This is a genomic window from Sphingomonas liriopis, assembly GCF_024211255.1.
Taxonomy (GTDB): Bacteria; Pseudomonadota; Alphaproteobacteria; order Sphingomonadales; family Sphingomonadaceae; genus Sphingomonas; species Sphingomonas liriopis.
In genome coordinates this window covers 1-25,563 of record NZ_JAMLDY010000001.1, presented here as the reverse complement: position 1 = coordinate 25,563, position 25,563 = coordinate 1, and the positions used below count along the sequence as shown (strand labels likewise).

23 protein-coding genes and 1 pseudogene are annotated in these 25,563 nt (G+C 67.6%); 13 read left to right on the top strand and 11 right to left on the bottom strand.

The genetic code is table 11. The features are described 5' to 3' along the window. The first annotated feature begins 2 nt into the window (after positions 1-2). Entirely contained in the window at positions 3-971 is a 969-nt protein-coding gene (gene mltG / locus M9979_RS00120; RefSeq protein WP_254287301.1) for an endolytic transglycosylase MltG, read from the top strand. 535 nt (positions 972-1,506) lie between these two features. Here the strand turns inward: mltG and eda are convergent. From eda to M9979_RS00080, 8 genes are all read right to left on the bottom strand, one after another. Beyond that, the gene (eda, locus tag M9979_RS00115; protein WP_254287300.1) at positions 1,507-2,118 is read right to left on the bottom strand and encodes a bifunctional 4-hydroxy-2-oxoglutarate aldolase/2-dehydro-3-deoxy-phosphogluconate aldolase; all 612 of its coding nucleotides are present in this window, start codon (positions 2,116-2,118) and stop codon (positions 1,507-1,509) included. Then, the gene (gene glk, locus M9979_RS00110) at positions 2,115-3,083 is read right to left on the bottom strand and encodes a glucokinase (RefSeq protein ID WP_254287299.1); all 969 of its coding nucleotides are present in this window, start codon (positions 3,081-3,083) and stop codon (positions 2,115-2,117) included. The genes eda and glk overlap by 4 nt, the downstream gene beginning before the upstream one ends. Positions 3,084-3,204: 121 nt before the next feature. Beyond that, positions 3,205-5,016, bottom strand: coding sequence for a phosphogluconate dehydratase (gene edd, locus M9979_RS00105; RefSeq protein WP_254287298.1), 1,812 nt, complete (start codon positions 5,014-5,016; stop codon positions 3,205-3,207). Between the two features lie 117 nt (positions 5,017-5,133). Beyond that, positions 5,134-5,838 carry a 6-phosphogluconolactonase gene (pgl, locus tag M9979_RS00100; protein WP_254287536.1) on the bottom strand — a complete coding sequence of 235 codons (705 nt, stop codon included), beginning with the start codon at positions 5,836-5,838 and terminating at the stop codon, positions 5,134-5,136. Positions 5,839-6,072: 234 nt separating this feature from the next. Then, complete coding sequence (gene zwf, locus M9979_RS00095; protein WP_254287297.1) at positions 6,073-7,536, bottom strand: glucose-6-phosphate dehydrogenase; 1,464 nt, start codon at positions 7,534-7,536, stop codon at positions 6,073-6,075. A gap of 15 nt (positions 7,537-7,551) precedes the next feature. Continuing rightward, complete coding sequence (gene argC / locus M9979_RS00090; RefSeq protein WP_254287296.1) at positions 7,552-8,481, bottom strand: N-acetyl-gamma-glutamyl-phosphate reductase; 930 nt, start codon at positions 8,479-8,481, stop codon at positions 7,552-7,554. Next, positions 8,478-8,840, bottom strand: coding sequence for an SH3 domain-containing protein (locus M9979_RS00085; RefSeq protein WP_254287295.1), 363 nt, complete (start codon positions 8,838-8,840; stop codon positions 8,478-8,480). Before M9979_RS00085 ends, argC begins: the two co-directional genes overlap by 4 nt. Continuing rightward, complete coding sequence (locus M9979_RS00080) at positions 8,797-9,117, bottom strand: MarR family transcriptional regulator (RefSeq protein ID WP_254287535.1); 321 nt, start codon at positions 9,115-9,117, stop codon at positions 8,797-8,799. The genes M9979_RS00085 and M9979_RS00080 overlap by 44 nt, the downstream gene beginning before the upstream one ends. Positions 9,118-9,539: 422 nt before the next feature. Between M9979_RS00080 and secG the strand changes: the two genes are divergently transcribed. From secG to M9979_RS00060, 4 genes are all read left to right on the top strand, one after another. After that, positions 9,540-9,881 carry a preprotein translocase subunit SecG gene (secG, locus tag M9979_RS00075; RefSeq protein WP_254287294.1) on the top strand — a complete coding sequence of 114 codons (342 nt, stop codon included), beginning with the start codon at positions 9,540-9,542 and terminating at the stop codon, positions 9,879-9,881. Between the two features lie 89 nt (positions 9,882-9,970). Then, positions 9,971-11,605 (top strand): CTP synthase, encoded by a 1,635-nt coding sequence (locus M9979_RS00070; protein WP_254287293.1) that lies wholly within the window; start codon positions 9,971-9,973, stop codon positions 11,603-11,605. Positions 11,606-11,655: 50 nt separating this feature from the next. Then, positions 11,656-11,883, top strand: a complete 228-nt coding sequence (locus M9979_RS00065; RefSeq protein ID WP_254287292.1) for a DUF4926 domain-containing protein — start codon at positions 11,656-11,658, stop codon at positions 11,881-11,883. Further along, positions 11,880-12,215, top strand: a complete 336-nt coding sequence (locus M9979_RS00060) for a DUF6883 domain-containing protein (protein WP_254287291.1) — start codon at positions 11,880-11,882, stop codon at positions 12,213-12,215. The genes M9979_RS00065 and M9979_RS00060 overlap by 4 nt, the downstream gene beginning before the upstream one ends. A 62-nt stretch (positions 12,216-12,277) precedes the next feature. Here the strand turns inward: M9979_RS00060 and M9979_RS00055 are convergent, their stop codons facing one another. Then, the gene (locus M9979_RS00055; RefSeq protein WP_254287290.1) at positions 12,278-12,742 is read right to left on the bottom strand and encodes an Hsp20 family protein; all 465 of its coding nucleotides are present in this window, start codon (positions 12,740-12,742) and stop codon (positions 12,278-12,280) included. A 247-nt stretch (positions 12,743-12,989) separates the two neighbouring features. On the opposite strand from M9979_RS00055, the gene M9979_RS00050 reads away from it, so the two are divergent. The 5 genes and pseudogenes from M9979_RS00050 to M9979_RS00030 all read left to right on the top strand — a co-directional run. Then, positions 12,990-15,461 (top strand): TonB-dependent receptor, encoded by a 2,472-nt coding sequence (locus tag M9979_RS00050; protein WP_254287289.1) that lies wholly within the window; start codon positions 12,990-12,992, stop codon positions 15,459-15,461. A gap of 560 nt (positions 15,462-16,021) precedes the next feature. Then, positions 16,022-17,266, top strand: coding sequence for a lipoprotein-releasing ABC transporter permease subunit (locus tag M9979_RS00045; RefSeq protein WP_254287288.1), 1,245 nt, complete (start codon positions 16,022-16,024; stop codon positions 17,264-17,266). After that, positions 17,259-17,930, top strand: coding sequence for an ABC transporter ATP-binding protein (locus M9979_RS00040; protein ID WP_254287287.1), 672 nt, complete (start codon positions 17,259-17,261; stop codon positions 17,928-17,930). The genes M9979_RS00045 and M9979_RS00040 overlap by 8 nt, the downstream gene beginning before the upstream one ends. Continuing rightward, positions 17,927-18,517, top strand: coding sequence for a GNAT family N-acetyltransferase (locus M9979_RS00035; RefSeq protein WP_422921409.1), 591 nt, complete (start codon positions 17,927-17,929; stop codon positions 18,515-18,517). Before M9979_RS00040 ends, M9979_RS00035 begins: the two co-directional genes overlap by 4 nt. Further along, positions 18,514-18,719, top strand: a pseudogene (locus tag M9979_RS00030) (glutathione peroxidase); the annotation flags it as partial. The gene M9979_RS00035 and the pseudogene M9979_RS00030, both read left to right, overlap by 4 nt. Before the next feature lie 167 nt (positions 18,720-18,886). On the opposite strand, the gene M9979_RS00025 reads toward M9979_RS00030, so the two are convergent. Further along, positions 18,887-19,468 carry an HdeD family acid-resistance protein gene (locus M9979_RS00025; RefSeq protein ID WP_254287286.1) on the bottom strand — a complete coding sequence of 194 codons (582 nt, stop codon included), beginning with the start codon at positions 19,466-19,468 and terminating at the stop codon, positions 18,887-18,889. Between the two features lie 100 nt (positions 19,469-19,568). Here M9979_RS00025 and dnaE point away from each other — a divergent pair, with 100 nt between their 5' ends. Continuing rightward, positions 19,569-23,066 (top strand): DNA polymerase III subunit alpha, encoded by a 3,498-nt coding sequence (dnaE, locus tag M9979_RS00020; protein WP_254287285.1) that lies wholly within the window; start codon positions 19,569-19,571, stop codon positions 23,064-23,066. Positions 23,067-23,181: 115 nt separating this feature from the next. Next, positions 23,182-23,709 carry a molybdenum cofactor biosynthesis protein B gene (gene moaB / locus M9979_RS00015; protein ID WP_254287284.1) on the top strand — a complete coding sequence of 176 codons (528 nt, stop codon included), beginning with the start codon at positions 23,182-23,184 and terminating at the stop codon, positions 23,707-23,709. 127 nt (positions 23,710-23,836) lie between these two features. On the opposite strand, the gene M9979_RS00010 is transcribed toward moaB, so the two are convergent. Further along, positions 23,837-24,172 (bottom strand): VOC family protein, encoded by a 336-nt coding sequence (locus tag M9979_RS00010; protein ID WP_254287283.1) that lies wholly within the window; start codon positions 24,170-24,172, stop codon positions 23,837-23,839. A 56-nt stretch (positions 24,173-24,228) separates the two neighbouring features. Here M9979_RS00010 and M9979_RS00005 point away from each other — a divergent pair, with 56 nt between their 5' ends. Beyond that, positions 24,229-25,308, top strand: coding sequence for a PA0069 family radical SAM protein (locus M9979_RS00005; RefSeq protein ID WP_254287282.1), 1,080 nt, complete (start codon positions 24,229-24,231; stop codon positions 25,306-25,308). Positions 25,309-25,563: the final 255 nt, after the last annotated feature.

Sequence of the window (25,563 nt, the reverse complement as noted above, 5' to 3'; positions counted from 1 at the left end):
GCGTGCGGAAAGTCGGTTGCCTCGGTCTGCTGATCGGCCTCCTCGCGCTCGTCGCGGCGTTTCTGGTGGTGCAGGGCTGGGGCGGCAGCGGCCCGGCGCCGCGTACGCTGACCGTGCAGGTCGCCGAGGGCAGCAGCCTGGCCTCCGCCGCGCGCGCGCTGGAGGCGGCGGGGGCGATCCGTTCGGCGAGCCGCTTCCGCCTGCTCGCCCGCGTCTTCGGGTCTGGCGAGCCGATCAAGGCGGGCGAATATCGCATCCCGGCGCGCACGAGCCCCGCCGACATCCTGAAGATGCTGCAGGGTGGCAAGGTGCTGCAACGGCTGGTCGTGGTACCGGAGGGCTATCCCTCGGTCCTCGTCCATGACGCGCTCGCCAAGGCGGACGGGCTGACCGGCAGCGTGCCGGTGCCGGCGGAGGGATCGGTGCTGCCCGACAGCTATGCCTTCCAGCGCGGCGACACGCGCGCAAGCGTGGTGGCGCGGATGCAGAAGGCGATGGCCGACTACCTCGCCGCCGCCTGGGCCAAGCGCAAGCCGGGGATCGCGGTGACGACCCCGCAGCAGGCGATCATCCTCGCCTCGATCGTCGAGAAGGAGACGGGCAAGCCCTCCGAACGGCGCACCGTCGCCGCGGTCTATGCCAACCGGCTGAAGCGGGGCATGCCGTTGCAGGCCGATCCGACGGTGATCTATCCGATCACCAGGGGGCGCCCGCTGGGGCGGCGTATCCTGCGGTCGGAACTGCACGCGAAGAACGGCTATAATACTTACGCCGAGGCGGGGCTGCCGGTCGGGCCGATCGCCAATCCGGGGCGCGCGTCGATCGACGCGGTGCTCGATCCGGCGCAGTCGAACGCGCTGTATTTCGTCGCCGACGGCACCGGCGGGCATGTGTTCGCCGATACGCTCGACCAGCACAATGCCAACGTGAAGAAGTGGTATGCGATCCGGCGGCAGCGCGGGGAGATGTAGGCGGTCGCGACGGCCGTTGAACGTCAAGGTGCTTCGACAGGCTCGGCGCGAACGGGCTAGGTCGTCGGATAGCGTCAGCGCGCTTGGGATGGTCGAACGCTATCCCCAATTCCTTCGTCACCCCGGACTCGTTCCGGGGTTCAACGTGCCGCAAGCATACGGCCTCCATTCCATCCGCTACGCCCCGCCGCGGAGTGGACCCCGGAACAAGTCCGGGGTGACGAGGGGGTGTTGAGAAGGGCGGAAACCCACCTGGTAACGCTGGCCGTCAGCCCCGCAATGCTTTCGCCGCGCGGGCCTTCCTCGACAGGCTCGGCACGAACGGGCGAGGTCGTGGATAACATCAGCACGATTGGGGTGGTCGGCGCTGTCCCAACTCCTCAGTCACCCCGGACGTGTTCCGGGGTCCACCGTGCCGCAAGCATACGGCTGGAGCCTCTAATCGATAGGCTCGCCGCGGAGTGGACCCCGGAACAAGTCCGGGGTGACGAAGGGATGTTGAGAGGGGCGGAAACCCAATCGGTAACGCTGGTCGTCAGCCCCGCAACGCGTTTGCCGCGCGTGCCTTCGCTTCTACCTCGGCCATCGACGCGCCGGTCGGGGTGACCCAGCTGCCGCCGACGCACAGCACCGGCTTGAACGCCAGCCAGTCCGGTGCGCTCGCCTCCGTGATCCCGCCGGTCGGGCAGAAGCGGCACTGGTAGAAGGGTGCGGCCAACGCCTTGAGCGCCTTCAGCCCGCCCGACGTCTCGGCCGGGAAGAATTTGAAATGCGTCAGGCCGAGGTCGAGGCCGCGCATGATATCGCCGGCGGTCGCGGTGCCGGGCAGGAAGGCGACGCCGGCATCGATGATCGGGCGCGCGACGCGTTCGGTGAGACCCGGCGACACGATGAATTCGACCCCGGCATCGATCACCTCGCGCGCCTGCGCGTCGTTGACCACGGTGCCCGCGCCGACGATCGCACCGGGGACCTGCTTCATCTCGGCGATCGCCTCCATCGCGGCGGGGGTGCGCAGCGTCACTTCGAGGACGCGCAGCCCGCCGGCGACCAGCGCCTCGGCGAGCGGTTTGGCGGTGGCGGCGTCGTCGATCACCAGCACCGGGATGACGGCGCTGGTCTGCATGATAGTGGCGATATCGGTCATGCGCTGTGTTCCTGTGCGAAGGCGGCCGCGGCGCCGAACAGGCCGGGCTGCGGATGGGTGATGAGCTTGACGGGGATGCCCGCCATCAGCGTCTGGAAGCGGCCCTTGGCCTGGAAGCGCTGGTCGAAGCCCGAACGGATCAGCTTGTCCTTGATCCTGAGACCGAGCCCGCCGGCGATCACCACGCCCTTCGCGCCGTGCGCCAGTGCAAGGTCACCGGCGACCGCGCCCAGCGCGAGGCAGAAGCGATCGAGCGCGGCGAGCGCGATCGAATCGGTACCGTCGATCGCCTCGGTCCAGATCGTCTTGTCGTCGCGGCTGGGGACTGCGCGGCCCTCCATCTCGGCGAGCGTTTCGTAGATGGCGACGATGCCAGGACCCGAGCAGATCCGCTCGGCGGAAACGCGGGTGTAGGTGCGGCGCAGGCGCTTGACGAAGGCGTCCTCGATCCCGTCGAGCGGCGCGTAATCGACATGGCCACCCTCGGTCGGCAGGACGTGATAGGCGCCCCTGGTCTTGAACACCTGCGCGACGCCGAGGCCGGTGCCGGGGCCGCAGACCGTCGTCACGCCCTCGGTCGGCAGCGCGTTATCCGGGCCGCAGAGGTGGACGAAATCGTCCGCGGGCAGTTGCGCGACGGCATGGCCGACCGCACCGAAATCGTTGATGACGGTATAGACGTCGGCGCCCAGCCGCTCGGGAATCAGCGACGGGCGGATGACCCAGGGGTTGTTGGTCAGCCGGATGATGTCGCCGGTGATCGGCGAGGCGACCGAGATCGCCAGCGCCTTGGGCAGGGGCTCGCCGTGGATCGTCGCGAAATGCTGCCACGCGGTCTGCAAGCTGGCGTGTTCGGCGGTCTTGAGCGTGACGGGTTCGCCGAGCGAAACGACGTGGCCGTCCTCCACCTCCGCGATCGCGAAGCGGGCGTGCGTGCCGCCGATGTCGACGCTGACGAGCTGCATTGTTCTTCTCTCCTGTCGTTTCGCTCCCACCCTCACCCTTCGGCGCTTTGCGCCTCTTCCCTCTCCCAGCGGGAGAGGGAGGGAGCGCCGCAGGCGCGGAAGGGTGAGGGCGGCGCTTCCGTTACAACCCCGCCGCCGCGAGCATCCCCGATGCACCCTTTTCCGCCTCGTCCGCCAGCCCGCGGAACATGCCGAACAGTTCGCGGCCCATGCCGCTCGCCGCGCCCGGCGCATCGCACAACGGGCGCTCCAGCCACTCCGCGGCATCGACCAGCGCGTCCAGCGTGCCGTTGACCGCATCGACCCGGATGATGTCGCCGTCGCGGATCTTGCCGATCGCGCCATGGCCCAGCGCTTCGGGCGAACAATGGATCGCGCAGGGCACCTTGCCGCTCGCCCCCGACATGCGGCCGTCGGTGACCAGCGCCACCTTGAACCCGCGGTTCTGCAGCACGCCGAGCGGCGGCGTCAGCTTGTGCAGTTCGGGCATGCCGTTGGCGCGCGGCCCCTGGAAGCGGACGACGACGACGACGTCCTGCTCCAGCTCGCCGCGCTTGAAGGCTTCCAGCACGTCGAGCTGGTCGTGGAAGACGCGCGCGGGGGCCTCGATCACCCAGCGCTCGCGGTCGACCGCCGACACCTTGATGCACGCGCGGCCGATGTTGCCGGCGAGGATGCGCATGCCGCCATCGGGCGAGAAGGGCTCGGTCGCCGGGCGCAGGATGCTGGTGTCGCCGCTGTCGCCGACCGGCTGCCACGCGAGCTGGTCGTCCACGATCACCGGCTTGTTCGCATAAGCGGACAGGCTGTCGCCACTGACCGTCGTGATGTCACCGTGCAGCAGCCCTTCGGACAGCAGCTCGCGGATGACGAAGGGCATGCCGCCCGCCGCCTCGAACGCGTTCACGTCGGCCGATCCGTTGGGATAGACGCGCGCGATGAGCGGCACCGCGCGGCTGAGGCGGTCGAAATCCTCCCAGTCGATGAGGATCCCAGCCGCGCGCGCGATGGCGGGGACGTGGAGCAGATGGTTGGTCGATCCCCCCGTCGCGAGCAGCCCCACCGCGGCGTTGACGATCGCCTTCTCATCGACGCATTGGCCGAGCGGCCGGTAATCCTCTCCCCGCCAGCCCATGCCGGCAAGGCGATGCACCGCCGCGCGCGTCAGCTCCTGCCGCAACTTGGTGCCGGGATTGACGAAGGCGCTGCCCGGCATGTGCAGGCCCATCACCTCCATCATCATCTGGTTGGTGTTGGCGGTGCCGTAGAAGGTGCAGGTGCCCTTGCCGTGATAGGCCTGGATCTCGGCGTCGAGCAGTTCCTCGCGCCCCGCTTTCCCTTCCGCATAGGCCTCGCGCACCGCCGCCTTGGCCTTGTTGGCGAGACCCGAGGGCATCGGCCCGCCGGGGATCAGCACCATCGGCAGGTGGCCGAAGCGCAGCGCGCCCATCAGCAGCCCGGGCACGATCTTGTCGCAGATGCCGAGCAGCGCCGCGCCTTCGAACGTGCCGTGGGACAGCGCGATGGCGGTCGACAGCGCGATCGTGTCGCGGCTGAACAGTGACAGCTCCATGCCGGGATAGCCTTGCGTCACGCCGTCGCACATCGCCGGCACGCCGCCCGCCACCTGCGCGGTCGCGCCCGCCTCGCGCGCCCAGACCTTCATCAGTTCGGGGTAGCGGTAGTAAACGGCGTGGGCGCTCAGCATGTCGTTATACGCGGTGACGATGCCGATGTTCATACCCGTATCGGCGCGCAGCGTGTCGCGATCCTCCTCCGTCCCCGCATAGGCGTGGGCGAGATTGGCGCAGCCCAGCTGCGGTCGCCGAGCGCCGGTGTCCCGCTCACGCGCGATCAGCGCCAGATAGGCGGCGCGGCTGTCCTTCGATCGCTCGATGATCCGATCGGTGACGGCGGAGACTTCGGGGTTCATGACGCGGGTCCTGGGGAGGGACGGGATGAGCAGCTTACCCTGCCGTTCGCCCTGAGCCCGTCGAAGGGCATTGAGTCTCAAGGTGCTTCGACAGGCTCAGCACGAACGGGGGAGGGGTCACGGCGCCCAGTGGATATCGACCGGCAGCTCGGCATCGGCCAGCACGCGGCCGATCGGATAGGGCGACGACGGACCCTGTTCGATCGCCTGTTCCAGCACCCGGCGCTTGTCGTCGCCGGTCAGCGCGATCATCAGCGCACGGGCGGTGACGATCCCCTGCCGCGACAGCGTGACGCGTGCGACCGGCGCCTCGGGCGGCAGCGGATCGGGCATGACGCCGAGCATGCGGCGTTCCTTCGGCCCGTTCAGCGCCTCGTCGAAATCGGGACCGGGGAAGATCGACGCGGTATGCCCGTCGCCACCCATGCCGAGCAGGCACAGGTCGAGCGGCCAGTGCAGGTCCTGCATCAGCGCATCGGCCGAGCGTCCGGCGCTCTTATAGTCGGCGTTCGCCTGCGGCACGATCGGGATGACGCGTGCGCCCTTGGGGATGAACAGCTTGCCAAGCTGCGTGACGTTGGACAGCGGGTCGCCCAGCGGCACGATCCGCTCGTCGCCGGGCACGATCGTCACGCGCTTCCAGTCGAGCTTGGCCGCGGCGAGCTTCTGATACGCGGGGAACGGCGTCTTGCCGCCGGCGAGGGCGACGACCGCCGAGCCGCGCGCGTCGATCGCGCTTTCGATGACGAACTGGATGTCGCCGGCGATGGCGTCGGCCAGTTCGGCCGCGTCGTCATACTCCCACCATTCGATCTCGGTCATGTCGCTGCTTTCGTTGGGCGCGCCGCCGCGATAGCCCGGAGCGGCGCGCAAGGTAAGTAGCCCTGCATACGTATGAGGGACGGATTCGTTTAACCCCTCGTCACCCCGGACTTGTTCCGGGGTCCACTCTGCGGCGAGGCGCGCGGCTGGAACCGAGAGCGTGACGCCTGCGGCCCGGTGGACCCCGGAACAAGTCCGGGGTGACGAGGGCAGCAAGGCGACGCTCGGCGCCCGTCAATCGTCCTGCCAGGTCACCCCGTCGCGCTCGGTCAGCGCGATCGCGCCGGCCGGGCCCCAGGTGCCAGCGGCATAATGTTTCGGCTTGGTCTGGTTGGCGTCCCAGCCGGCGCGGATCGCGTCGATCCAGGTCCATTGCGCCTCCACCTCGTCGCGGCGCACGAACAGCGTCTGGTCGCCCTCGATCAGGTCGAGCAGCAGGCGCTCATAGGCGATGCGCCGCCGCGATTTGGAGAACTCGGCGTCGAGGCTGAGGTTCAACGGCACCTCGCGCAGGCGTAGTCCGTCGCGGTCGAGCCCCGGCTCCTTGGTCATCACCAGCAGCTGGATATATTCCTCGGGCTGCAGGCGGATCACCAGGGTATTGGGCTGGAGCAGCCCGCCGCGGCCGCGGAACATCGAATGTGGCACGGGCTTGAACTGGATCGCGATCTCGCTGCGCCGCTTGGCCATGCGCTTGCCGGTGCGCAGGTAGAAGGGCACACCCTGCCAGCGCCAATTGTCGATATGCGCCTTGATCGCCACGAAGGTCTCGACGTCGCTGTCGTAGCCCAGTTCGTCGTCGTACCCCTTGACCACCTTGCCACCAACCGCGCCTTCCTCATACTGGCCGGTGACGGTGCATTGCGCGGTCGCCTCGGGCGAAATCTTGCGCAGGCTACGGAAGACCTTGGCCTTTTCGTCGCGGATCGCGGTGCCGTCGTAGAGGGCAGGGGGCTCCATCGCGATCAGCGCGACCAGCTGGAGCATGTGGTTCGCCACCATGTCGCGCAGCGCGCCCGCGCCCTCGTAATAGCCGGCGCGATCCTCGAGGCCGACCGTCTCGGCGATGGTGATCTGGACATTGTCGATGCCTTGCGCGTTCCAGATCGGCTCGAACATCGAGTTGCCGAAGCGCAGCGCCAGGATGTTCTGCACCGTCTCCTTGCCGAGATAATGGTCGATGCGGAAGATGCGGTCCTCGGGGAAGGCGGCGGCGACGGTGTCGTTGATCTCCTTGGACGAACCGAGGTCGTAGCCGAGCGGCTTCTCCAGCCCGATCCGCACCGTGTCGCCGGCGAGGCCGACGCTCTCGAGCCCCTTCACCGCCGCTTCGAACAGCGACGGCGCGGTGGACAGATAGATGGCGAGCCCGCTCGACACGTCGCCGATCTTGTCGGCGAGCGCCTTGTACGTGCCCTGGTCGGACAGATCGACCGACTGGTAGAAGAGGCGATCGAGGAAGCCGGCAAGCGCGCTCTCGTCCTTGCGGTCGGCGGGCAGGAACTCGTCCAGTGCCTTTTTGGCGAAATCGCGGAAGCCCGTATCGTCGAGATCGCTGCGCGCCGAGCCGGTGATCGTCAGCCCCTCCGGCAGCAGCCCGTCGGCGTGCAGGCCGTAGAGCGAGGGCAGCAGCATGCGCTGCGCGAGGTCACCGGTCGCTCCGAACAGGAGCAGCTTGCCGACGGGATTGCGCTGCATGACGATCCTTATGTGTTACAGGATGAGGCCGGTGAGCGGGTCGAGCCCGGCCATGATGTTGAGATTCTGCACCGCCGCGCCGCCCGCGCCCTTGCCCAGATTGTCGAGCGTCGCGACGAGGCGGACGTGGCCGCTGTCGGCGTTGCCGCAGACGCGCAGCGTCATGCGGTCGGTGCCGGCATTTTCCTCGATCGCGATTCCCGCGGCATCGCCGGGTGCGACCGAGACGAGCGCGCTGTCGGCATAAGCGGCGGTCAGCGTGTCCTCGATCTGCGCGATGCTCGGGCTCCTTGGCAGCTGGCGGAGCGGCAACGGCACCTCGGCGAGCATGCCGCGGTTGAGCCGCGCGACCGAGGGCGCGAAGATCGGCGGATGCGCGAGGCCGGCATGGACGCGCATCTCGGGCAGGTGCTTGTGCGCGAGCGTGAGGGCGTAGACGCGGAAGGCGGTGTCGGTGCCGCCCTCCTCGAACTCGGCGATCATCGCCTTGCCGCCGCCCGAATAGCCCGAGGTGGCGTTATAGGTCAGCGGCCAGTCGGCGGGCACCAGCCCGGCACGGACCAGCGGCGCGACCAGCGCGAGGAAGGCGGTGGGATAGCAGCCGGGGTTGGAGACGAAGCGCGCCGCGGCGATCGCCTCCCCCTGGCCGGGGCGCAATTCGGCAAAGCCGTATGTCCAGCCGTCCGCGGTACGATGCGCGGAGGAGGCGTCGATCAGCCGGGTGGTACCGTCGCGGACCAGCGCGGCCGCTTCCTTCGCGGCATCGTCGGGCAGGCACAGGATCGCGATATCGGCGTCGTTCAATGCCTCGGCGCGCGCGGCTGCGTCCTTGCGGCGCGCCTCGTCGAGCGTGACGACGGTCAGGTCGCTGCGCCCCGCGAGCCGTTCGCGGATGTCGATGCCTGTGGTGCCGACCGCACCGTCGATGAAGACCGTGACGCTCACGAGTCGAAATCCGTAACTCGATCGAGCGCGGTGCGATCGACGTAACCGACGAGGTCGGCGTGGATGGCGCGGCCCCAGGCATGCCGGCCGGCGAGTTCGAGCACCTCGAACACGTCGCCCATGGCCAGGTCAGCAAGCGGTTCGCTGAGGTTGCGGTCGGTGAACAGCGTGATCGCCTGCAATGCCTTCGCCTTCAGCGGTGCGGCGTAATGCGGCGCGAACACCCGTTCGGCCAGCCGGACGTCGGCCAGATCGCCGCGTACGGCGTGCGTGCGCGGGTCGAGCGTCACCGAGGGGCCGGTAAGCGCGAACGCCTTACGCGAGGGCTGGCTGGCGAGCGTCGGATTCGCCTTCGCCAAGGAATTGCCCGAACTCTTCAAGAAACTCTGCCCCTTCGGATGTACGCGCGACGAAGATATTGCGCTTGTCGCTGTCGTCGCGTTGCCGGCGCAGATAGCCGAGCGCACCCAGCCTGTTCAAGGCGCGCGTGACGACGGGCTTCGAGACGTTCAGTGCGCGCGCCAGTCCGCGCACCGTATGCGGGCCGGGATTGAGATAGACGAGCAGGAGCAGCGCCATCTGCCGGTTGGTGAGATCGGGCTCGCCCGACCGCACGTAATCGACTAGGGCCGTCATCCATGTCGCAAGGGATTGCGCGGCTGTACCCACGTTCAAATATCCGTTTCTGCACCGTTTTCGGGGCTTTGTTTCGCGGTCATAACGCCCCCGGACGACGCTGGTTTCCGGGAAATGAACGGACGCGCCAATTAGTCCGGCATGAGCGCAGATGCGCGGGGCGGTGCGCTGGGAATCACGGGGCGGTGCCCCAGGGAATTCGTCACCCCGGACTTGTTCCGGGGTTCACCGGGCCGCAGGCGTACGGCCACTATTCCATTCGCTATGCCCCGCCGCGGGGTGGACCCCGGAACAAGTTCGGGGTGACGGAGGATTGGGGGAAGGGATTTCCCGCGCCTCATCCGACGCTCCCGCCGCCCGAGGTTGATCGCGCCGCGCCCCTCGCCTATGTGCGCGCCTTCATCCGAAATCCGGGACCATCGATGTTCACCTTCCTTCTCGTCGTTCATGCCATCATCGCCGCGGCGCTCGTGACGGTGATCCTGATGCAGCGGTCGGAGGGTGGTGGCCTCGGCATGGGCGGCAGCCCGTCCGGCCTGATGTCGGCGCGCGGCGCGGCGGATTTCCTCACCCGGATGACGTCGATCCTGGCGACGGTGTTCGTCTGCATGTCGATCGCGCTCGCCTTCATCGCGGCACACCGCCAGACGCAGACGATCGACACCTCGCTCGCCCGTACGCCCCCGGCGGCGGCACCTGCGCCGGCGCAGGATGCGGTGCCCAATGCTCCTGCCGACAATGGCGCGGTGCCGCTGCAGCGCTAAGCCGCTGATCCGTTCATCGTGAAACGCGCGCGGGGCACCCCCGCGCGCTCTTGTCGTTCGACCCCATAACACGCTAGGCGATTTCTCCCATGGCGCGGTACATCTTCATCACCGGCGGCGTGGTCTCGTCGCTCGGCAAGGGCCTCATGGCGGCCTCTCTCGCAGCTCTGCTCCAGGCGCGCGGTTACCGCGTCCGGATCCGCAAGTTCGATCCCTATCTCAACGTCGACCCCGGCACGATGAGCCCGTATCAGCACGGCGAGGTCTACGTGACCGACGACGGGGCCGAGACCGACCTCGACCTCGGCCATTACGAACGGTTCACCGGCGTCGCCTCGCGCCAGTCGGACAACGTCACTAGCGGTAGGATCTACAAGACGATCATCGAGCGCGAGCGGCGCGGCGACTATCTCGGCGCGACCGTGCAGGTGATCCCGCACGTCACCGACGCGATCAAGGCCTTCGCGCGCGCCGAGACCGACGACCTCGACTTCGTGCTCTGCGAGATCGGCGGCACCGTCGGCGACATCGAGTCGCTGCCCTTCATCGAGGCGATCCGCCAGCTCAAGAACGAGGTCGGCCGCGGCAATGCGATCAGCATCCACGTCACGCTGGTGCCGTACATCGCCGCAGCGGGCGAGCTGAAGACCAAGCCGACGCAGCATTCGGTGCGTGAACTCGCCGCGCTGGGCGTCCAGCCCGACGTGCTCGTCTGCCGCTGCGAACATCCGTTGCCGCCTTCGGAGCGCGCCAAGATCGCGCTGTTCTGCAACGTGCCCGAGACCGCGGTCATCCCCGCGCTCGACGCCAAGAGCATCTATGCAGTGCCGCTGCAATATCACGGCGAGGGCCTCGATTCGGAGGTGCTGCGCGCCTTCGGCATCACGCCATCCTCGGCGCCCGACCTGACGCGCTGGACCGATATCATGGACCGGCTCACCAACCCGGAGGGCGAGGTGACCGTCGGCGTCGTCGGCAAATACGTCGGCCTGCAGGACGCGTACAAGTCCTTGAACGAGGCGCTGGTTCACGGCGGCATCGCCAACCGGGTCAAGGTCAACGTCCGCTGGATCGACGCCGAGATCTTTGAGAACGACACGGGCGAGATCGTCAGCCAGTTGGAGCCGTGCGACGCGATCCTCGTCCCCGGTGCGTTCGGCGAACGCGGTGCGGAGGGCAAGATCAAGGCGGTGCGGTTCGCCCGCGAGCGTGAAATCCCCTATTTCGGCATCTGCTTCGGCATGCAGATGGCCTGCGTCGAGGGCGCGCGCGACCTCGCCGGCATCGCCAACGCCTCCTCGACCGAATTCGGCCCCACCGACGAACCGGTGGTCGGCCTCATCACCGAATGGATGGGCCGCGACGGGCTGGAGAAGCGCGAGGAGCAGGGCGATCTCGGCGGCACGATGCGGCTCGGCGCCTATGAGGCGAAGCTCGACGGCAACAGCGTCGTCTCGTCGATCTACGGCGGCACGACGATCCACGAACGCCACCGCCATCGCTACGAGGTCAACACCGGCTATCAGGCGGCGCTCGAAAAGGGCGGCCTCGTGTTCAGCGGTATGTCGCCCGACGGCACGCTGCCGGAGATCGTCGAGCGGCCGGATCACCCGTGGTTCGTCGGCGTCCAGTTCCATCCCGAACTCAAGAGCAAGCCGTTCGATCCGCACCCCCTCTTCGCCAGCTTCATCCAGGCGGCGGTGACGAAGAGCCGGCTGGTCTGACGCTTGCGTCGGCCTGCCGGTCTGCGGCATGATCGCCATGGAGCATAGACATGGCGACATCATCACCCAAGCTGCCCGAGGACCGATCGCCCTTCGACGATCAAGCGCTGGTGCGGCTGCGATCGGTCGTCGGAACCGATGCGGGTGTGTTGCTCCCGGGCGCGCTGGGCACGATCGTCTACCGGCACGACGGCGGCGACGCCTATGAGGTCGAGTTTTCCGACCCGATCGCGTTGGTCGTGACATTGCGCGGCGGCGACCTCTCCCCCGCCGCATGAGCGGTCTTCCCGGGATGCGCATCGTCGGGCTCGCGAAAATCGAAGCCTATCTGCTGAGTCGCGATCATCCCACCGGCCGGGCGAAGGCGGCTTTTTTCGAACGATTCGGATTTTCTCCCTCCGATCCGCTCGCCTTTGCCATGGCCCTCGACCGGCATGGTGCGATGCGACCCGTCGTGCGCACGTTGACGAACGAATATGGTACGAAGCATGAGGTGCGGTGCAGTCTCCTTACGCCGGACGGTCGCAACCCTTGCATCGTCACGGTCTGGCTCCAGCCGCGCGGGGAAGCCGGTTTCCGCCTCATCACGGCTTATCCCGGCGATCGCTGACGTAAAAAGGGCGCCCGGGTCGAAACCCGGACGCCCCATCGCGTTTGCGCGAACCGCGTCGCTTACGCGGCTTCGGCCACGCCGGCGTCCTCGACCGCGGCGAGCGGTGCGCCGGTCCGAATCGCGATGCTCTTGGGCTTCATCGCCTCGGGCACCTCGCGGACGAGGTCGATCACCAGCAGCCCGTCGTTGAGCCGCGCATCCTCGACGAAGACGAAGTCGGCGAGTTCGAAGCGGCGTTCGAAGCTGCGGTTGGCGATACCGACGTGCAGGAAATTGGCGCTGCCCGCCTTGTCGTCCTTCTTGCCCGCGACCTGCAGCAGGTTCTGCTGCGCCGTGATCGCAATCTCGTCGCGCGTGAAACCGGCGACGGCGAGCGTGATCCGGTAGCGATCCTCGGCGAGGCGTTCGAGGTTGAACGGCGGATAATTTTCCGCGGTGGCGGCGCGGGCGTTGTTTTCGATCATGTCGAACAGGCGATCGAAACCGATCGTCGAGCGGCGGTAGGGAGTGAGATCCAGTCGCATGTCAAATCCTCCATCGGAAGCGAGTTGAACGACGGCGTCCGCCACGCGGCGCGACACCGGCACGCGGCCCGTCAGCGGCACCGCGCAACACCCATTTGGTTCGTCCGCGCCGCCGTTCAAGAGGATTCCACCGCCCGATCGCGAGCGCAGAAGCTTCGCTTTACCGGGGTCAAGCTCATGCCGCGTTGATAATATAGTAGATTGGTAGACTTTACCGCCCGACAAGAATCAGGGGAACCTTTCGCCGATGACGTTGACGCTCGCCATTCTGCTCGCCGGTCAGGCATCGGTGCCACCGGTCCAGAACGCCGCCGCCGCCCCGGCAACGCCCGCCCAGACGATCGAGGTGCAGGGGGCCGAGCCGGCACCGCCCGCTCCGGAAGAAACCCTCCAGCGCAGCTCGATCACCGGCGACATCGTCGTCACCGCGCGCCGCCGCGCCGAATCGGTGCAGAACGTGCCGATCCCGATCTCCGTCGTCGGGGTGAAGGAGCTCGACAGCACCGGCAGCTTCAACGTCGCGCGGCTCCAGCAATTGCAGCCGACGCTGCAATTCTATTCGACCAACCCGCGCAATTCGTCGGTCAACATCCGCGGGCTCGGCGCGCCGCTGGGCCTCACCAACGACGGCATCGACCAGGGCGTCGGCGTGTATATCGATCAGGTCTATCTGAGCCGCGTCGCCGTCGCCACGCTCGACTTCCTCGACGTGGCGCAGATCGAGACGCTGCGCGGGCCGCAGGGCACGCTCTACGGCAAGAACACGGTGGCCGGTGCGATCAACATCACCAGCAAGGCGCCGAGCTTCACCTTCGACGGCCGCGCCGAGGTCAGCCTCGGCAATCTCGACTTCAAACAGGCCAAGGCGTCGGTGTCCGGGCCGCTGACCGACGATATCGCGATCCGGCTGGGCCTCACCACCACCGATCGCCGCGGCACCGTCTACAACGTCGCGACGCGGCAGTACGTCAATAGCCAGGACAATATCGGCCTGCGCACCGCGATCCTGTGGAACGCCTCGCCCGATCTCAGCTTCACGCTGTCGGGCGACTACAGCCGCCAGAATCCGGTGTGCTGCGCGCAGATCTTCGTGCGCAACGGCACGACGCAGCGCCCGCTCAACCGCCAGTTCGACTTGCTCGCCCGCGCGCTCAATTACGAGCCGCCCAGCCGCAACGCCTTCGACCGACTGACCGACCTCGACGCGCAGCTCAACGCGCGCAACATCCTCGGCGGCCTGTCGCTGCGCGGCGAGTACAAGCTCGGCTCGGGCACGCTGACCTCGGTCAGCGCGTTCCGTTTCTGGGACTGGCTGCCCGCCAACGATCGCGATTTCACCGGCCTGCCGATCACCACTTTGTCGCAGAACCCTACGCACCAGAGCCAGTATACGCAGGAATTCCGCTACGCCGGCGGCGGCACGAAGCTCGATTACGTGCTCGGCCTGTTCGGTTTCTATCAGGATATCCACACAACCGGCACACAGCGGCAGGGCTCGGCCGCGAGCCGCTGGCTCATCAACCCGTCGAGCGCGCTGGCCAACGATCCGTCCGTCCTCGACGGCCTGACCGCCAGCAACGATATCCGCCTCAAGAACTTTTCGGGCGCGGTGTTCGGCAAGCTCAACTGGAAGCTCGACGACCGCTTCACGCTCTCGCCCGGCGTGCGGCTCAACTATGACGACAAGGTCGGCAGCTACGTCAGCATCGTCCGCGATTCGGCGGGCAATCTCGTCCCCTACACCGGCGGCACCGCGCGTCAGGCGGCGCAGCGCGACGCGATCCAGCCACAATCGTTCAGCGACGAGGCGTATCGCGCCTGGAACGTCACCTATGACCTGACCGGATCGTACAAGCCGGGCCGCGACGTGCTGCTCTACGCGACCTATGCGCACACGTTCAAATCGGGCGGCCTCAACCTCAACGGCGTCCCGGTGGTCAACGGTGTCGTCCAGACACAGCTCGCGCAGATCGCACCCGAAAAGGTCGACCATTTCGAACTCGGCGCCAAGACGCAATTCTGGGACCGCAAGGCAACGCTCAACGTCACCGGCTATTGGACAAGCATCCGCGACTATCAGGCGGTGGTGAACAACAGCTCGACCTCGACGCTGCGCGGCTATCTCGCCAATGCGGGCAAGGTGCGGGTGCGGGGCATCGAGGCCGATTTCTCGGTGAGGCCGAGCGAGCGCTTCACCTTCTACACCAACGGTGCGTTCAGCGACGCGCGCTATCTCGATTTCAAGAACGCGCCATGCCCGCCCGAACTATCCGGCGGCGGCACGCCGACCGCGGCCAACCCGACGATCGGCGCGCCGGGCCAGCCGGGGACCAACAGCCCGATCGTCTGCGACATCTCGGGCCAGTGGCTGCCGGGCATCTCGAAGTTCGCCTTCTCCTATGGCGGCGAATACAATCTGCCGACCAAGGTGCTGGGGCAGGATGGCGAAGTCTATCTGGGTGTCGATGCCAGCTCGCGGACCAAATTCTCGTCCAATGCCTCGCGCTCGATCTACACCGATATCGCCGGCTATACGCTGACCAACGCGCGCGCGGGCTTCCGCACCGATGCCGGGCTCAACGTCTTCGGCTGGGTCCGCAACGTCTTCGATACGCACTATTACGAGGTGCTGGCGACGACGCCAGGCAACACCGGGCTGATCGCCGGCAACGTCGGCGACCCGCGGACCTACGGCATCACGCTGTCGAAGAGCTTCTGAGACACGCTTGGTGGGGCGTGGCGCACCGTCGCCACTCCTCCTTCGTCACCCCGGACTCGTTCCGGGGTCCACTCTGCGGCGAGGCGGGGGACTCGCGCCTCAATTCTTCGCACTTGCGGCGCGGTGGACCCCGGAACGAGTCCGGGGTGACGAACGATGTGGGTGAGGCCGGGCAAATACACCGCCCGTTCCGGACACGTTCAGGATCGCGATGCCAGAGCGGCAAGGCCGGACGAAAGGCGCGAATTGGAAGCTCCCGCCCTTCGCCCGGCGCCGGAAAAAGCAAACGCCCGGATCGTTGCCGATCCGGGCGCCTGCGTGACGAGAAACTCGTCAGCCCCCTTAGGTCGTTTCCCGGCGATCGCGCGTATTGTCGCTGCGCTGCCGTTCCACTGTTCCCCGAACCACGGCCGTTGCCTGTGTCTCAGTAAGTCTCTGCTAGGCAGGGGCACCGGCTTTGTCACCGGCTATGTGGGCGTGCCAATTCGATTGCCCGGACCCTGTGTCGAATCCGCAACATTCGTTGCATGGTCCGGGTCCACGCCCTAGAGCCTGCGGCCATGATCCTCTCAACCTACGAACGGATGATCGCCCGCCGCTATCTGCTGCCGGGGAAGGGGGAGGCGTTCATCTTCCTCGTCGCCTCGATCAGCCTCGTCGCGGTGATGCTGGGCGTCGCCGCGCTCGTCATCGTGATGAGCGTGATGAACGGCTTTCGCGCCGAGCTGTTCGACAAGATCGTCGGCCTCAACGGCCATGCCGTCATCCAGGGCGTCGGTGGACGCCTGCCCGACTGGCGCGAGATCGTCGCAGAGGCGCAGAAGACCCCCGGCGTCACCCGCGCGGTGCCGATGGTCGAACAGCCGCTCGCCGCCACCTACAACGGCCGCGCGGAGGCGGTGTTGGTCCGCGGCGTGCGCATCGCCGACGTCAAGCCGCTGATCGGCAGCAAGCTGGTCATGGGCACGCTCGCCGGCATCACACCGGGCAGCAGCCGCATCGCGATCGGCAGCCGCCTCGCCGAGGCGCTCGGCGCGCAGGTCGGCAGCGAAATCTCGCTGTTCAGTCCGCAGGGGCAGACGACGCCATTCGGCACCGTGCCGCGCATCGTCAATTACACGGTGGGCGCGATCTTCGAGATCGGGCTGTACGACTACGACAAGGCGTACGTCATCATGCCGATCGAGGATGCGCAGACGCTCCTGCTGCTCGGCGACAACGTCAGCATGGTCGAGGTGCAGACGGTCGATGCCGACCAGGTCGGGCCGATCCTCGCACCGCTCGCCGACAAATTGCGCGGCGGCGCGGTCATCGCCGACTGGCGCGGCATGAACGCGCAGCTGTTCCAGGCGCTGGAGGTCGAGCGCGTCGCGATGTTCACCGTGCTGTCGATCATCATCCTCGTCGCGGTGTTCAACATCCTCTCCAGCCTCATCATGCTGGTTCGCGCGAAGACGCGCGACATCGCGATCCTGCGGACGATGGGCGCGACGCGCGGCGGGCTGATGCGGATATTCATGGTGGTCGGCACGACGATCGGCGCGCTCGGTACGCTCGCGGGGCTGCTGCTCGGCTTCGTGTTCCTGTTCTACCGGCAGGCGGTGGTGAACCTCGTCCAGCTCGTTACAGGGCAGAATCTGTGGGATCCGTCGATCCGCTATCTCACCGAATTGCCGTCGAAGACCGACCCGGTCGAGATCGTCATCATCGCGCTGATGGCGCTGGTGTTCAGCTTCCTCGCCACGCTCTACCCGGCGTGGAAGGCAGCGAGTACCGACCCCGTACAGGTGCTGCGCTATGAATGATGTTCTTCGCACCACCGGCCTGACCCGCAGCTTCACGCAAGGCGGCGAGACGATCCACGTCCTGCGCGGCGTCGATCTGTCGGTCGCGCCGGGCGAGATCGTCGCGCTGCTCGGCCCGTCGGGCTCGGGCAAGTCGACGCTGCTGCAAGCGGTGGGGCTGCTCGAAGGGGGCTTCCAGGGCTCGATCCGCATCGACGGCGTCGAGGCGGCGCAGCTCGACGCGCATGGCCGCACGGTGATGCGCCGCGACCATCTCGGCTTCGTCTACCAGTTCCACCATCTGCTGCCCGACTTCAACGCGACCGAGAACGTCGTCCTGCCGCAACTCGTCCACGGCGCCGAACGCAAGGCCGCCGAGACCCGCGCGGTCGCGCTGCTCACCGCGCTCGGCCTCGGCCATCGCCTGACGCATCGACCCAGCCAGCTGTCGGGCGGCGAACAGCAGCGCGTCGCCGTCGCGCGCGCACTCGCCAACCGCCCGGCGCTGGTGCTCGCCGACGAGCCGACCGGCAACCTCGACGAACATACCGCCGACATCGTGCTCGCCGAACTGCTGCGGCTGGTCCGCGGCGAAGGCTCGGCGGCGCTGATCGCGACGCACAACGAACGGCTGGCGAAGAAGATGGACCGCGTCGTCCGGCTGCACGAGGGCGTGCTGTCGTGAGCGGCTGGGACGTGACGCCGACGCTGACCGGCCGCCACGTCATGCTGCGGCCGCTGCGCCGTGACGACAAGGACGCACTGGTCGCGGTCGCCGCCGCCGGCGACCTGTGGGACACGTTCTACGCCAACGTGTCGCAGCTGAAGCAGGCGGATCGCTGGATCGATGCCGCGTTCGAACAGCAGGACCAGCGCCGCGCCCGGCTGTTCGCGGTCTGCGATCCGTCGGGGCAGGTGGTCGGCACAACCCGCTTCATGCGGATGAACGCAGGCCATCGCCGCCTCGAACTCGGCGGCACCTTCTATGCCAAGGCGGTGCAGCGCACCGGCGTCAATACCGAGGCGAAGCTGCTGCTGCTCACCCATGCGTTCGAGGCGCTGGGCTGCCAGTGCGTGCAGATCCGCACCGACGCGCTCAATCGGCGCAGCCAGACCGCGATCGAGCGGCTCGGCGCGGCGAAGGACGGCGTGCTGCGTGGACACCAGATCGTCGACGGGCGCTTGCGCGACAGCGTCGTCTATTCGATCCTCGACCGCGAATGGCCAGGAGTGAAGCAAAACCTCCACTATCTGCTGGCGAGACACCTATGACCGCGATTACCGATTTTGCCGTGGAGGGCGCCGATGGCACGCCGCAACCGCTCGACCGCTGGGCGGGACAGGTGCTGCTGATCGTCAACACCGCGTCGAAATGCGGCTTCACCCCGCAGTACGCGGGGCTGGAGGCACTCCACCACCGCTAGGCCGAGCGGGGTTCGAGGTGCTGGGCTTCCCCTGGAACCCGTTCGGGGCGCTGCTGTAATCCGCCTGAGCCGTACGCGACACCGCCAAATCTCCTACGTCACCCCGGACTTGTTCCGGGGTCCACTCCGCGGCGGGGCGAAAGGCTCGAGGTGTGAGCGCGACGCCTGCGGCCCGGTGGACCCCGGAACAAGTCCGGGGTGACGGGGAGCGATCCTATCACACCGCCGGCGCGGCGAACGCCGCCGCGCCTGTCTTATGGTTCAGCGCCGACGCCACCGCCGCGACGCCGCCGAACACGAAGCTGATCCCCAGGATGAACCCCGGCAGCGTCAGCGCCGACCACGGCAGCGTCGCCAGCACGTAGATCGCGAGCAGGATGTTGACCACGCCGAGCGCGATCATCAGTCCGCGCCCGCGCCGGAACCGCGCGCCGAGCCCGATCTCCAGCGCGCCGCGAATGCCCAGCCACACCGCGACCATCAGCGTCAGCGAAATGGCACCGGTGACCGGATTGAACGCCATCAAAAGCCCGATCACCAGCGACAACAGCCCGAAACCGATCGCATAGCCACGGCTCTCGCTGCCCTTGCCGGCGAACCCGGCGGCGATCGACACCAGCCCCGCGACGATGAAGAACCCGCCGATCACCAGCGTCGCCGCATAGGTCGCCGCGAACGGGTTGAGGAAGGCGAGCACCCCCAGCACCACCGACACCACGCCATAGGCGAGGATCCAGCCCCAGCCGGCACCGGCCGAACTGGGCGCAAGCGGATCGGTGAACGCACGATCGTCGGTCATGACACAAGCTCCTGCCGTTGAGCCCCCGTAACGGAGTTATCCACCGGCGGTTCCTCGCCCCCACCTGTTCGAATCGCGGCGGAGGCGCTAAGTCCCGGACATGGCTCATTCCGGTTTCGTACCGCTCCGTATCTTCTCGTCCTACACGATGCTCGACGGGGCGATCGAGCCCAAGGCGATTGCCAAACAGGCGAAGGCGATGCGCTTTCCCGCCGCGGGCCTGACCGATCGCAACGGCCTCTATGCGGCGATGGCCTTCTCCGACGCCGCCAAGAAGGACGGCGTCCAGCCGGTGATCGGCACGATGCTGTGCGTGGCGCGGCCCGACATGCCTGATGGCGTTGCCGCCCCGCTCGACTGGATCGCGCTCTACGCACAGGACACGCGCGGGTACGACAACCTGTGCGCGCTGGTCAGCCTCGCGCATCTCGAACGGCCGATCGAACTGCCCGCGCATGTCGATTTCGCTGCGCTGGAGGGGCGGAGCGACGGCCTGATCGCGCTGACCGCGGGCGGCGAGGGCGCGCTCGCCCGGCTGATCCACGAGGACCAGCCAACCCGCGCCGCCGCCTACCTCGACCGTCTGCAGGCGCTGTTCCCCGACCGCCTCTACGTCGAACTCGCCCGCCGCAGCGATCCGGTCGAGGACGCCGCCGAACAGGCGCTGATCGACTTCGCCTACGACCGCGACCTGCCGCTGGTCGCGACCAATCCCTGCTGCTTCTCGGACAGCGCGTTCCTCGACGCGCACGACGCCATGCTGTGCATCGCGCATTCGACCTATGTCGAGAGCGAGGATCGCATCCGTTCCTGTCCCGACGCCTGGCTCAAGCCCGCCGAGACGATGAAGCAATTGTTCGCCGACCTGCCCGAGGCGATCGACAACACGCTGGTCGTCGCGCAGCGCTGTGCGGTGATGGCGCCTTATCGCAAGCCGATCCTGCCCAGCCTTGCCGGCGATCGCGAGGGCGAGGCGGCGATGCTGCGCGCCGAGGCGGCGGCCGGGCTGGAGAAACGGCTCGACCGCATCGAACAGCTCGGCACCCAGCCGGCCGACGACCCGAACTGGCGCGACGCCTATCGGACACGGCTCGCGTTCGAGGTCGACGTCATCGTCCAGATGGGCTTTCCCGGCTATTTCCTGATCGTCGGCGACTTCATCAAATGGGCGAAGGACCACGACATTCCGGTGGGGCCGGGGCGCGGGTCCGGCGCCGGCTCGGTCGTCGCCTGGGCGCTGACGATCACCGATCTCGATCCGATGAAACTGGGGCTGCTGTTCGAACGCTTCCTCAACCCGGAACGCGTGTCGATGCCCGACTTCGACATCGACTTCTGCGAAACCCGGCGTGGCGAGGTCATCCGCTACGTGCAGGAGAAATACGGCCGCGATCAGGTCGCGCAGATCATCACCTTCGGTAAGCTGAAGGCGCGCGCGGTGCTTAAGGACACCGGCCGCGTCCTCCAGATGAGCTATGGCCAGGTCGATCGCCTCGCCAAGCTCGTCCCCAACCATCCGACCGACCCGTGGGACCTCAAGCGCGCGCTCAACGGCGTGCCCGAGCTCGCCAAGGAATATGCGAACGACAATCAGGTCCGCCGCCTGCTCGACCTCGCCACCAAGCTCGAAGGGTTGCCGCGTCACTCGTCGACGCACGCCGCCGGCGTCGTGATCGGCGACCGGCCACTCAGCGAACTGGTGCCGCTCTACCGCGACCCGCGTTCGGACATGCCGGTCACCCAGTTCGACATGAAATACGTCGAGGGCGCAGGGCTGGTGAAGTTCGACTTCCTCGGCCTGAAAACACTATCGGTTCTCAAGAAGGCCGTGCAACTGCTTGCGAAGCGCGGGATTTCCATCGATCTCGACGCGCTGCTGTGGGACGACGAGGCGGTCTACAAGCTGCTCCAGAAGGGCGACACGGTCGGCGTGTTCCAGCTCGAATCGGAGGGCATGCGCCGTACGCTCAGCGCCGTCCGCCCGAGCAATTTCGGCGACATCATCGCGCTCGTCTCGCTCTACCGCCCCGGCCCGATGGACAACATCCCGAGCTTCGGTCGCCGCAAGCAGGGGACGGAGGAGATCGTCTATCCGCACGCATTGCTCGAACCGATCCTCAACGAAACCTACGGCATCTTCGTCTATCAGGAACAGGTGATGCAGGCGGCGCAGGTGCTCGCCGGCTACAGCCTGGGCGGCGCCGACCTGCTGCGCCGCGCGATGGGCAAGAAGATCAAGGCGGAGATGGACGCGCAGCGCCAGACCTTCGTCGACGGCTGCCTCGCCACCAACCAGATCCCCAAGGGCAAGGCGAACGAGCTGTTCGACCTGATCGACAAATTCGCCGGCTATGGCTTCAACAAGAGCCACGCCGCCGCCTATGCCCTGCTCGCCTACCAGACCGCGTGGCTGAAGGCGCATCATCCGCACGAATTCTACGCGGCATCGATGTGCTACGACATGGCGCAGACCGACAAGCTCTGCATCTTCGTCGATGACATGCGGCGTCTCGGCGTGACGATCTGCGGACCCGACATCAACAGGTCGGATGCCGAGTTCGACGTCGAGGAAACTGCCGACGGCCTCGCCGTCCGCTACGCGCTCGCCGCGCTCAAATCGGTGGGCGAGGGGGCGATGGAGCGGCTCGTCGTCGAGCGCAGCACCAACGGCCCGTTCAAGGGGATCGACGATCTTGCCACCCGCGTCGACCCGCGCCTCATCAACAAGCGCCAGCTCGAAACGCTCGCCGCCAGCGGCACGTTCGACAGCTTCGACGCCAACCGCGCCGGCATCCACGCGGTCGCCGAGACGATCCTCGCCGTCGCCGCGCGCACGCACGAGGGCAAGACCAGCGGCCAGCACGGTCTGTTCGGCGCCGAGGACGTCGCCGGCGACGCGATCAAGCTGCCCGCCGGCACGCGCTGGTCGATGGCGCAGGCGATGGAGCAGGAAAAGGAGGCGTTCGGCTTCTATTTCTCCGCCCACCCGGTCGATCGCCACGGCCACCTCGCCAAGATGCACGGCGCGCGCCAGTACGTCGCGCTGACCGAGCTCAACATCCCCGAGGACGGCACCCGCGCCGGCGCGACGATGGCGGTGCTGGTCGAGGACGCGCGCTGGCGCACCTCCGCGCGCGGCAAGCGCTACATGATGACGACGCTGTCCGACGCGAGCGGCCAGTTCGTCGCGACCTGTTTCGACGACGCGGTCGCCGCCGATCTGGAAGAGGCGGCGCGCTGCGGCGGCTGCGGCCTCATCACCGTCGAACTGGACCGCCGCCCCGGCGAGGAGACGCCGCGCGTCTCGGTCAAGCGCATCCAGCCGTTCGAAGGCCTCGCCTCGACCGCGCGGTTCACGATCGCGGCGAAGGTGGCGCATGCCGCGGCGTTCGAGGCGCTTGCCGGTCTGCTTGCCCACCACCGCGGCGCCCGCGGCGAGGTCCGCGCGCATATCCCGGCAGGCGACGGCGAGGCGACGGTGCTGCTGGGGCGCGACTTCCTCCTCGACATGGAACTCGTCGAGACGATCCAGGCGATCCCCGGGGTCAGCAACGTCGCACTCGATCGCGTCGCGTCGCAGCTGCGTTCGGTAGGATAAGCCCCGCACCCCGATGCCCCCATCCGTTCATGCTGAGCGTGTCGCAGCAGGGTGAATCTCCCGCCCCTCGACATGCTCAGGACGAACGGAGCCCATACGAAAGCCGCGTGAGCCGATGCCGATCGACACCAGCCTGACGTTCCGTGCCGTCAACATCGCGGTCCTTACCGTCTCCGATACCCGCGGCCTTGCCGAGGACCGCTCCGGCGACACGCTCGTCGCGCGGCTGGAGGCGGCCGGCCACATCCTCGCCGACCGCGTCATCCTGCGCGACGACATCGACGCCATTGTCGCGCAGTTGGAACGCTGGATCGACGATCCTGCGATCGATTGCATCGTCACCACCGGCGGCACCGGCGTCACCGGCCGCGACGTCACGCCGGAGGCGGTCGAGCGCGTCGCCACCAAGATGATCCCCGGCTTCGGTGAGCTCTTCCGCTACCTCAGCTACGCCAAGATCGGCACCAGCACCGTCCAGTCGCGCGCCTGCGCCTGCGTCGCGCGCGGCACCTACATCTTCGCGCTCCCCGGCTCGACCGGCGCGGTCAAGGACGGCTGGGACGGCATCCTCCAGGACCAGCTCGACAGCCGCCACCGCCCCTGCAATTTCGTCGAGCTGATGCCGCGGCTGTTGGAACGGTAAGCCCTATCCTCACTCCGTCGTCATCCCCGCGAAGGCGGGGATCCATAATCACGGCGGCTTACGATAGAGGCGATACGTCAGCCAGTATGGATCCCCGCCTCCGCAGGGATGGCAAACGTGGGCTACCTCACCCCGTCTGCATCACCGCCAGCTCATGCCCGTCGGGATCGGCGAAGTGAAACCGCCGCCCGCCCGGAAAGGCGAACACCGGCACGGTGATGCGCCCACCGGCCGCCTCGACCGCGGCCAGCGCGGCATCGACGTCCGCCACTTCGATCACCGGCAGCGCCGCCGCCGTCTTCTGCGCCGCATCCGCCTGGAACCCGACGTCCGTATCGCCGCTCGTCGTCGCGGCATAGGTCGGCCCGAAATCGCTGAACGCCCAGCCGAACGCCGCGCCGTAGAAGGCCTTCGCCCGCGCCGTATCCGCCACCGGCAGCTCGAGATAATTCAACCGCGCCATCGCCTGCTCCTCGTCAAGTTCTTGCTATGTTCTATCGAAGCCCTTATCCTCGCGCAATGGCCAAGCCGCCCGCCAGACGCGCCGTCCGCGGTGCCACGGTCAACACCGAAAGCCGACGCTTCAACCTGCCACAGGTCGAGGCGGACGGCGACTGGCTCGACGCGCGCGACGATCTGGACGGCGTGCCGGCCCCCTTGCACACCACCGTCACCATCGAACATCCGCGCACGATCATCAGCCGCAACGCGTCGCCCGACGTCGGCTTCGATCGGTCGATCAACCCTTATCGCGGCTGCGAGCATGGCTGCATCTATTGCTTCGCGCGGCCGACGCATGCCTTTCACGATCTGTCACCGGGCCTCGATTTCGAAAGCCGGCTGTTCGCCAAGCCCGATGCCGCCGCGCTGCTCCGCGCCGAACTCGCCAGGCCCGGTTACACGGTCGCGCCGATCGCGCTCGGCACCAACACCGATCCCTATCAGCCGATCGAGAGCGACTGGCGGATCACCCGCGGGATCCTCGAGGTGCTGGCCGAAACGCACCACCCGCTGACAATCACCACCAAGTCGGATCGCGTGCTGCGCGATCTCGACCTGCTCGGTCCGATGGCGGCCCAGGGACTGGCGGGCGTCGCGATGTCGGTCACCTCGCTCGATCCGCTGATCGCCCGGACGATCGAACCGCGCGCGCCGCATCCCGAACGCCGGCTGAAGGCGGTACGTGCGCTCGCCGACGCGGGCGTCCCCGTCTACGTCTCGATCGCGCCGGTCATCCCCGCGATCACCGACCACGAACTGGAACATCTCGTCGAACGCGCCGCGGAGGCGGGGGCGCAGGCGTGCTTCTTCATCCCCGTCCGCCTGCCGCACGAAGTCGCGCCGCTGTTCCGCGCCTGGCTCGACACGCATTACCCCGATCGTGCCGCCAAGGTGATGGCGATCATCCAGTCGCTGCGCGGTGGACGCGACAACGATCCGGATTTCTTCACGCGGATGAAAGGATCGGGGCCTTGGGCGGAGTTGATGCGGACGCGGTTCAAGATCGCTTGCCGCAAGCATGGCCTCGCCAACCGCGGGACGACGCTGCGGACCGACCTGTTTCGCCGGCCCGCCGGGCCGCAGGGGGAGTTGTTCTGAGGTATGGGCTGTGCCGAGCGGGAGCCTCATTTCCTTTCGTCACCCCGGACTTGTTCCGGGGTCCACTCCGCGGCGAGGCGGAGGGTGTCGAGGAGGGGCCAAACGCTTGCGGCCCGGTGGACCCCGGAACAAGTCCGGGGTTGTCTCTGAGGATTGTGGTTTAAGCTGATGCGGCTGGCGAGCGCGCTGCGGGGTAACGGCCCCGCAGCGCGTGGCGTCACGGCTCCCGTTCCGGGGTTGGTCGCAACGACCGTC

Excerpts from the sequence above, each read along its gene's own strand:
- M9979_RS00010 (WP_254287283.1), bottom strand. The coding sequence starts at position 24,172 with ATGGCGCGGTTGAATTATCTCGAGCTGCCGGTGGCGGATACGGCGCGG.
- glk (WP_254287299.1), bottom strand. The coding sequence starts at position 3,083 with ATGCAGCTCGTCAGCGTCGACATCGGCGGCACGCACGCCCGCTTCGCG.
- pgl (WP_254287536.1), bottom strand. The coding sequence starts at position 5,838 with ATGACCGAGATCGAATGGTGGGAGTATGACGACGCGGCCGAACTGGCC.
- secG (WP_254287294.1), top strand. The coding sequence starts at position 9,540 with ATGTTCACCTTCCTTCTCGTCGTTCATGCCATCATCGCCGCGGCGCTC.
- M9979_RS00055 (WP_254287290.1), bottom strand. The coding sequence starts at position 12,742 with ATGCGACTGGATCTCACTCCCTACCGCCGCTCGACGATCGGTTTCGAT.
- M9979_RS00005 (WP_254287282.1), top strand. The coding sequence starts at position 24,229 with ATGGCCAAGCCGCCCGCCAGACGCGCCGTCCGCGGTGCCACGGTCAAC.
- M9979_RS00040 (WP_254287287.1), top strand. The coding sequence starts at position 17,259 with ATGAATGATGTTCTTCGCACCACCGGCCTGACCCGCAGCTTCACGCAA.
- M9979_RS00060 (WP_254287291.1), top strand. The coding sequence starts at position 11,880 with ATGAGCGGTCTTCCCGGGATGCGCATCGTCGGGCTCGCGAAAATCGAA.
- dnaE (WP_254287285.1), top strand. The coding sequence starts at position 19,569 with ATGGCTCATTCCGGTTTCGTACCGCTCCGTATCTTCTCGTCCTACACG.
- M9979_RS00025 (WP_254287286.1), bottom strand. The coding sequence starts at position 19,468 with ATGACCGACGATCGTGCGTTCACCGATCCGCTTGCGCCCAGTTCGGCC.
- eda (WP_254287300.1), bottom strand. The coding sequence starts at position 2,118 with ATGACCGATATCGCCACTATCATGCAGACCAGCGCCGTCATCCCGGTG.
- M9979_RS00050 (WP_254287289.1), top strand. The coding sequence starts at position 12,990 with ATGACGTTGACGCTCGCCATTCTGCTCGCCGGTCAGGCATCGGTGCCA.
- moaB (WP_254287284.1), top strand. The coding sequence starts at position 23,182 with ATGCCGATCGACACCAGCCTGACGTTCCGTGCCGTCAACATCGCGGTC.
- M9979_RS00070 (WP_254287293.1), top strand. The coding sequence starts at position 9,971 with ATGGCGCGGTACATCTTCATCACCGGCGGCGTGGTCTCGTCGCTCGGC.
- M9979_RS00065 (WP_254287292.1), top strand. The coding sequence starts at position 11,656 with ATGGCGACATCATCACCCAAGCTGCCCGAGGACCGATCGCCCTTCGAC.
- zwf (WP_254287297.1), bottom strand. The coding sequence starts at position 7,536 with ATGCAGCGCAATCCCGTCGGCAAGCTGCTCCTGTTCGGAGCGACCGGT.
- edd (WP_254287298.1), bottom strand. The coding sequence starts at position 5,016 with ATGAACCCCGAAGTCTCCGCCGTCACCGATCGGATCATCGAGCGATCG.
- M9979_RS00080 (WP_254287535.1), bottom strand. The coding sequence starts at position 9,117 with ATGACGGCCCTAGTCGATTACGTGCGGTCGGGCGAGCCCGATCTCACC.
- M9979_RS00045 (WP_254287288.1), top strand. The coding sequence starts at position 16,022 with ATGATCCTCTCAACCTACGAACGGATGATCGCCCGCCGCTATCTGCTG.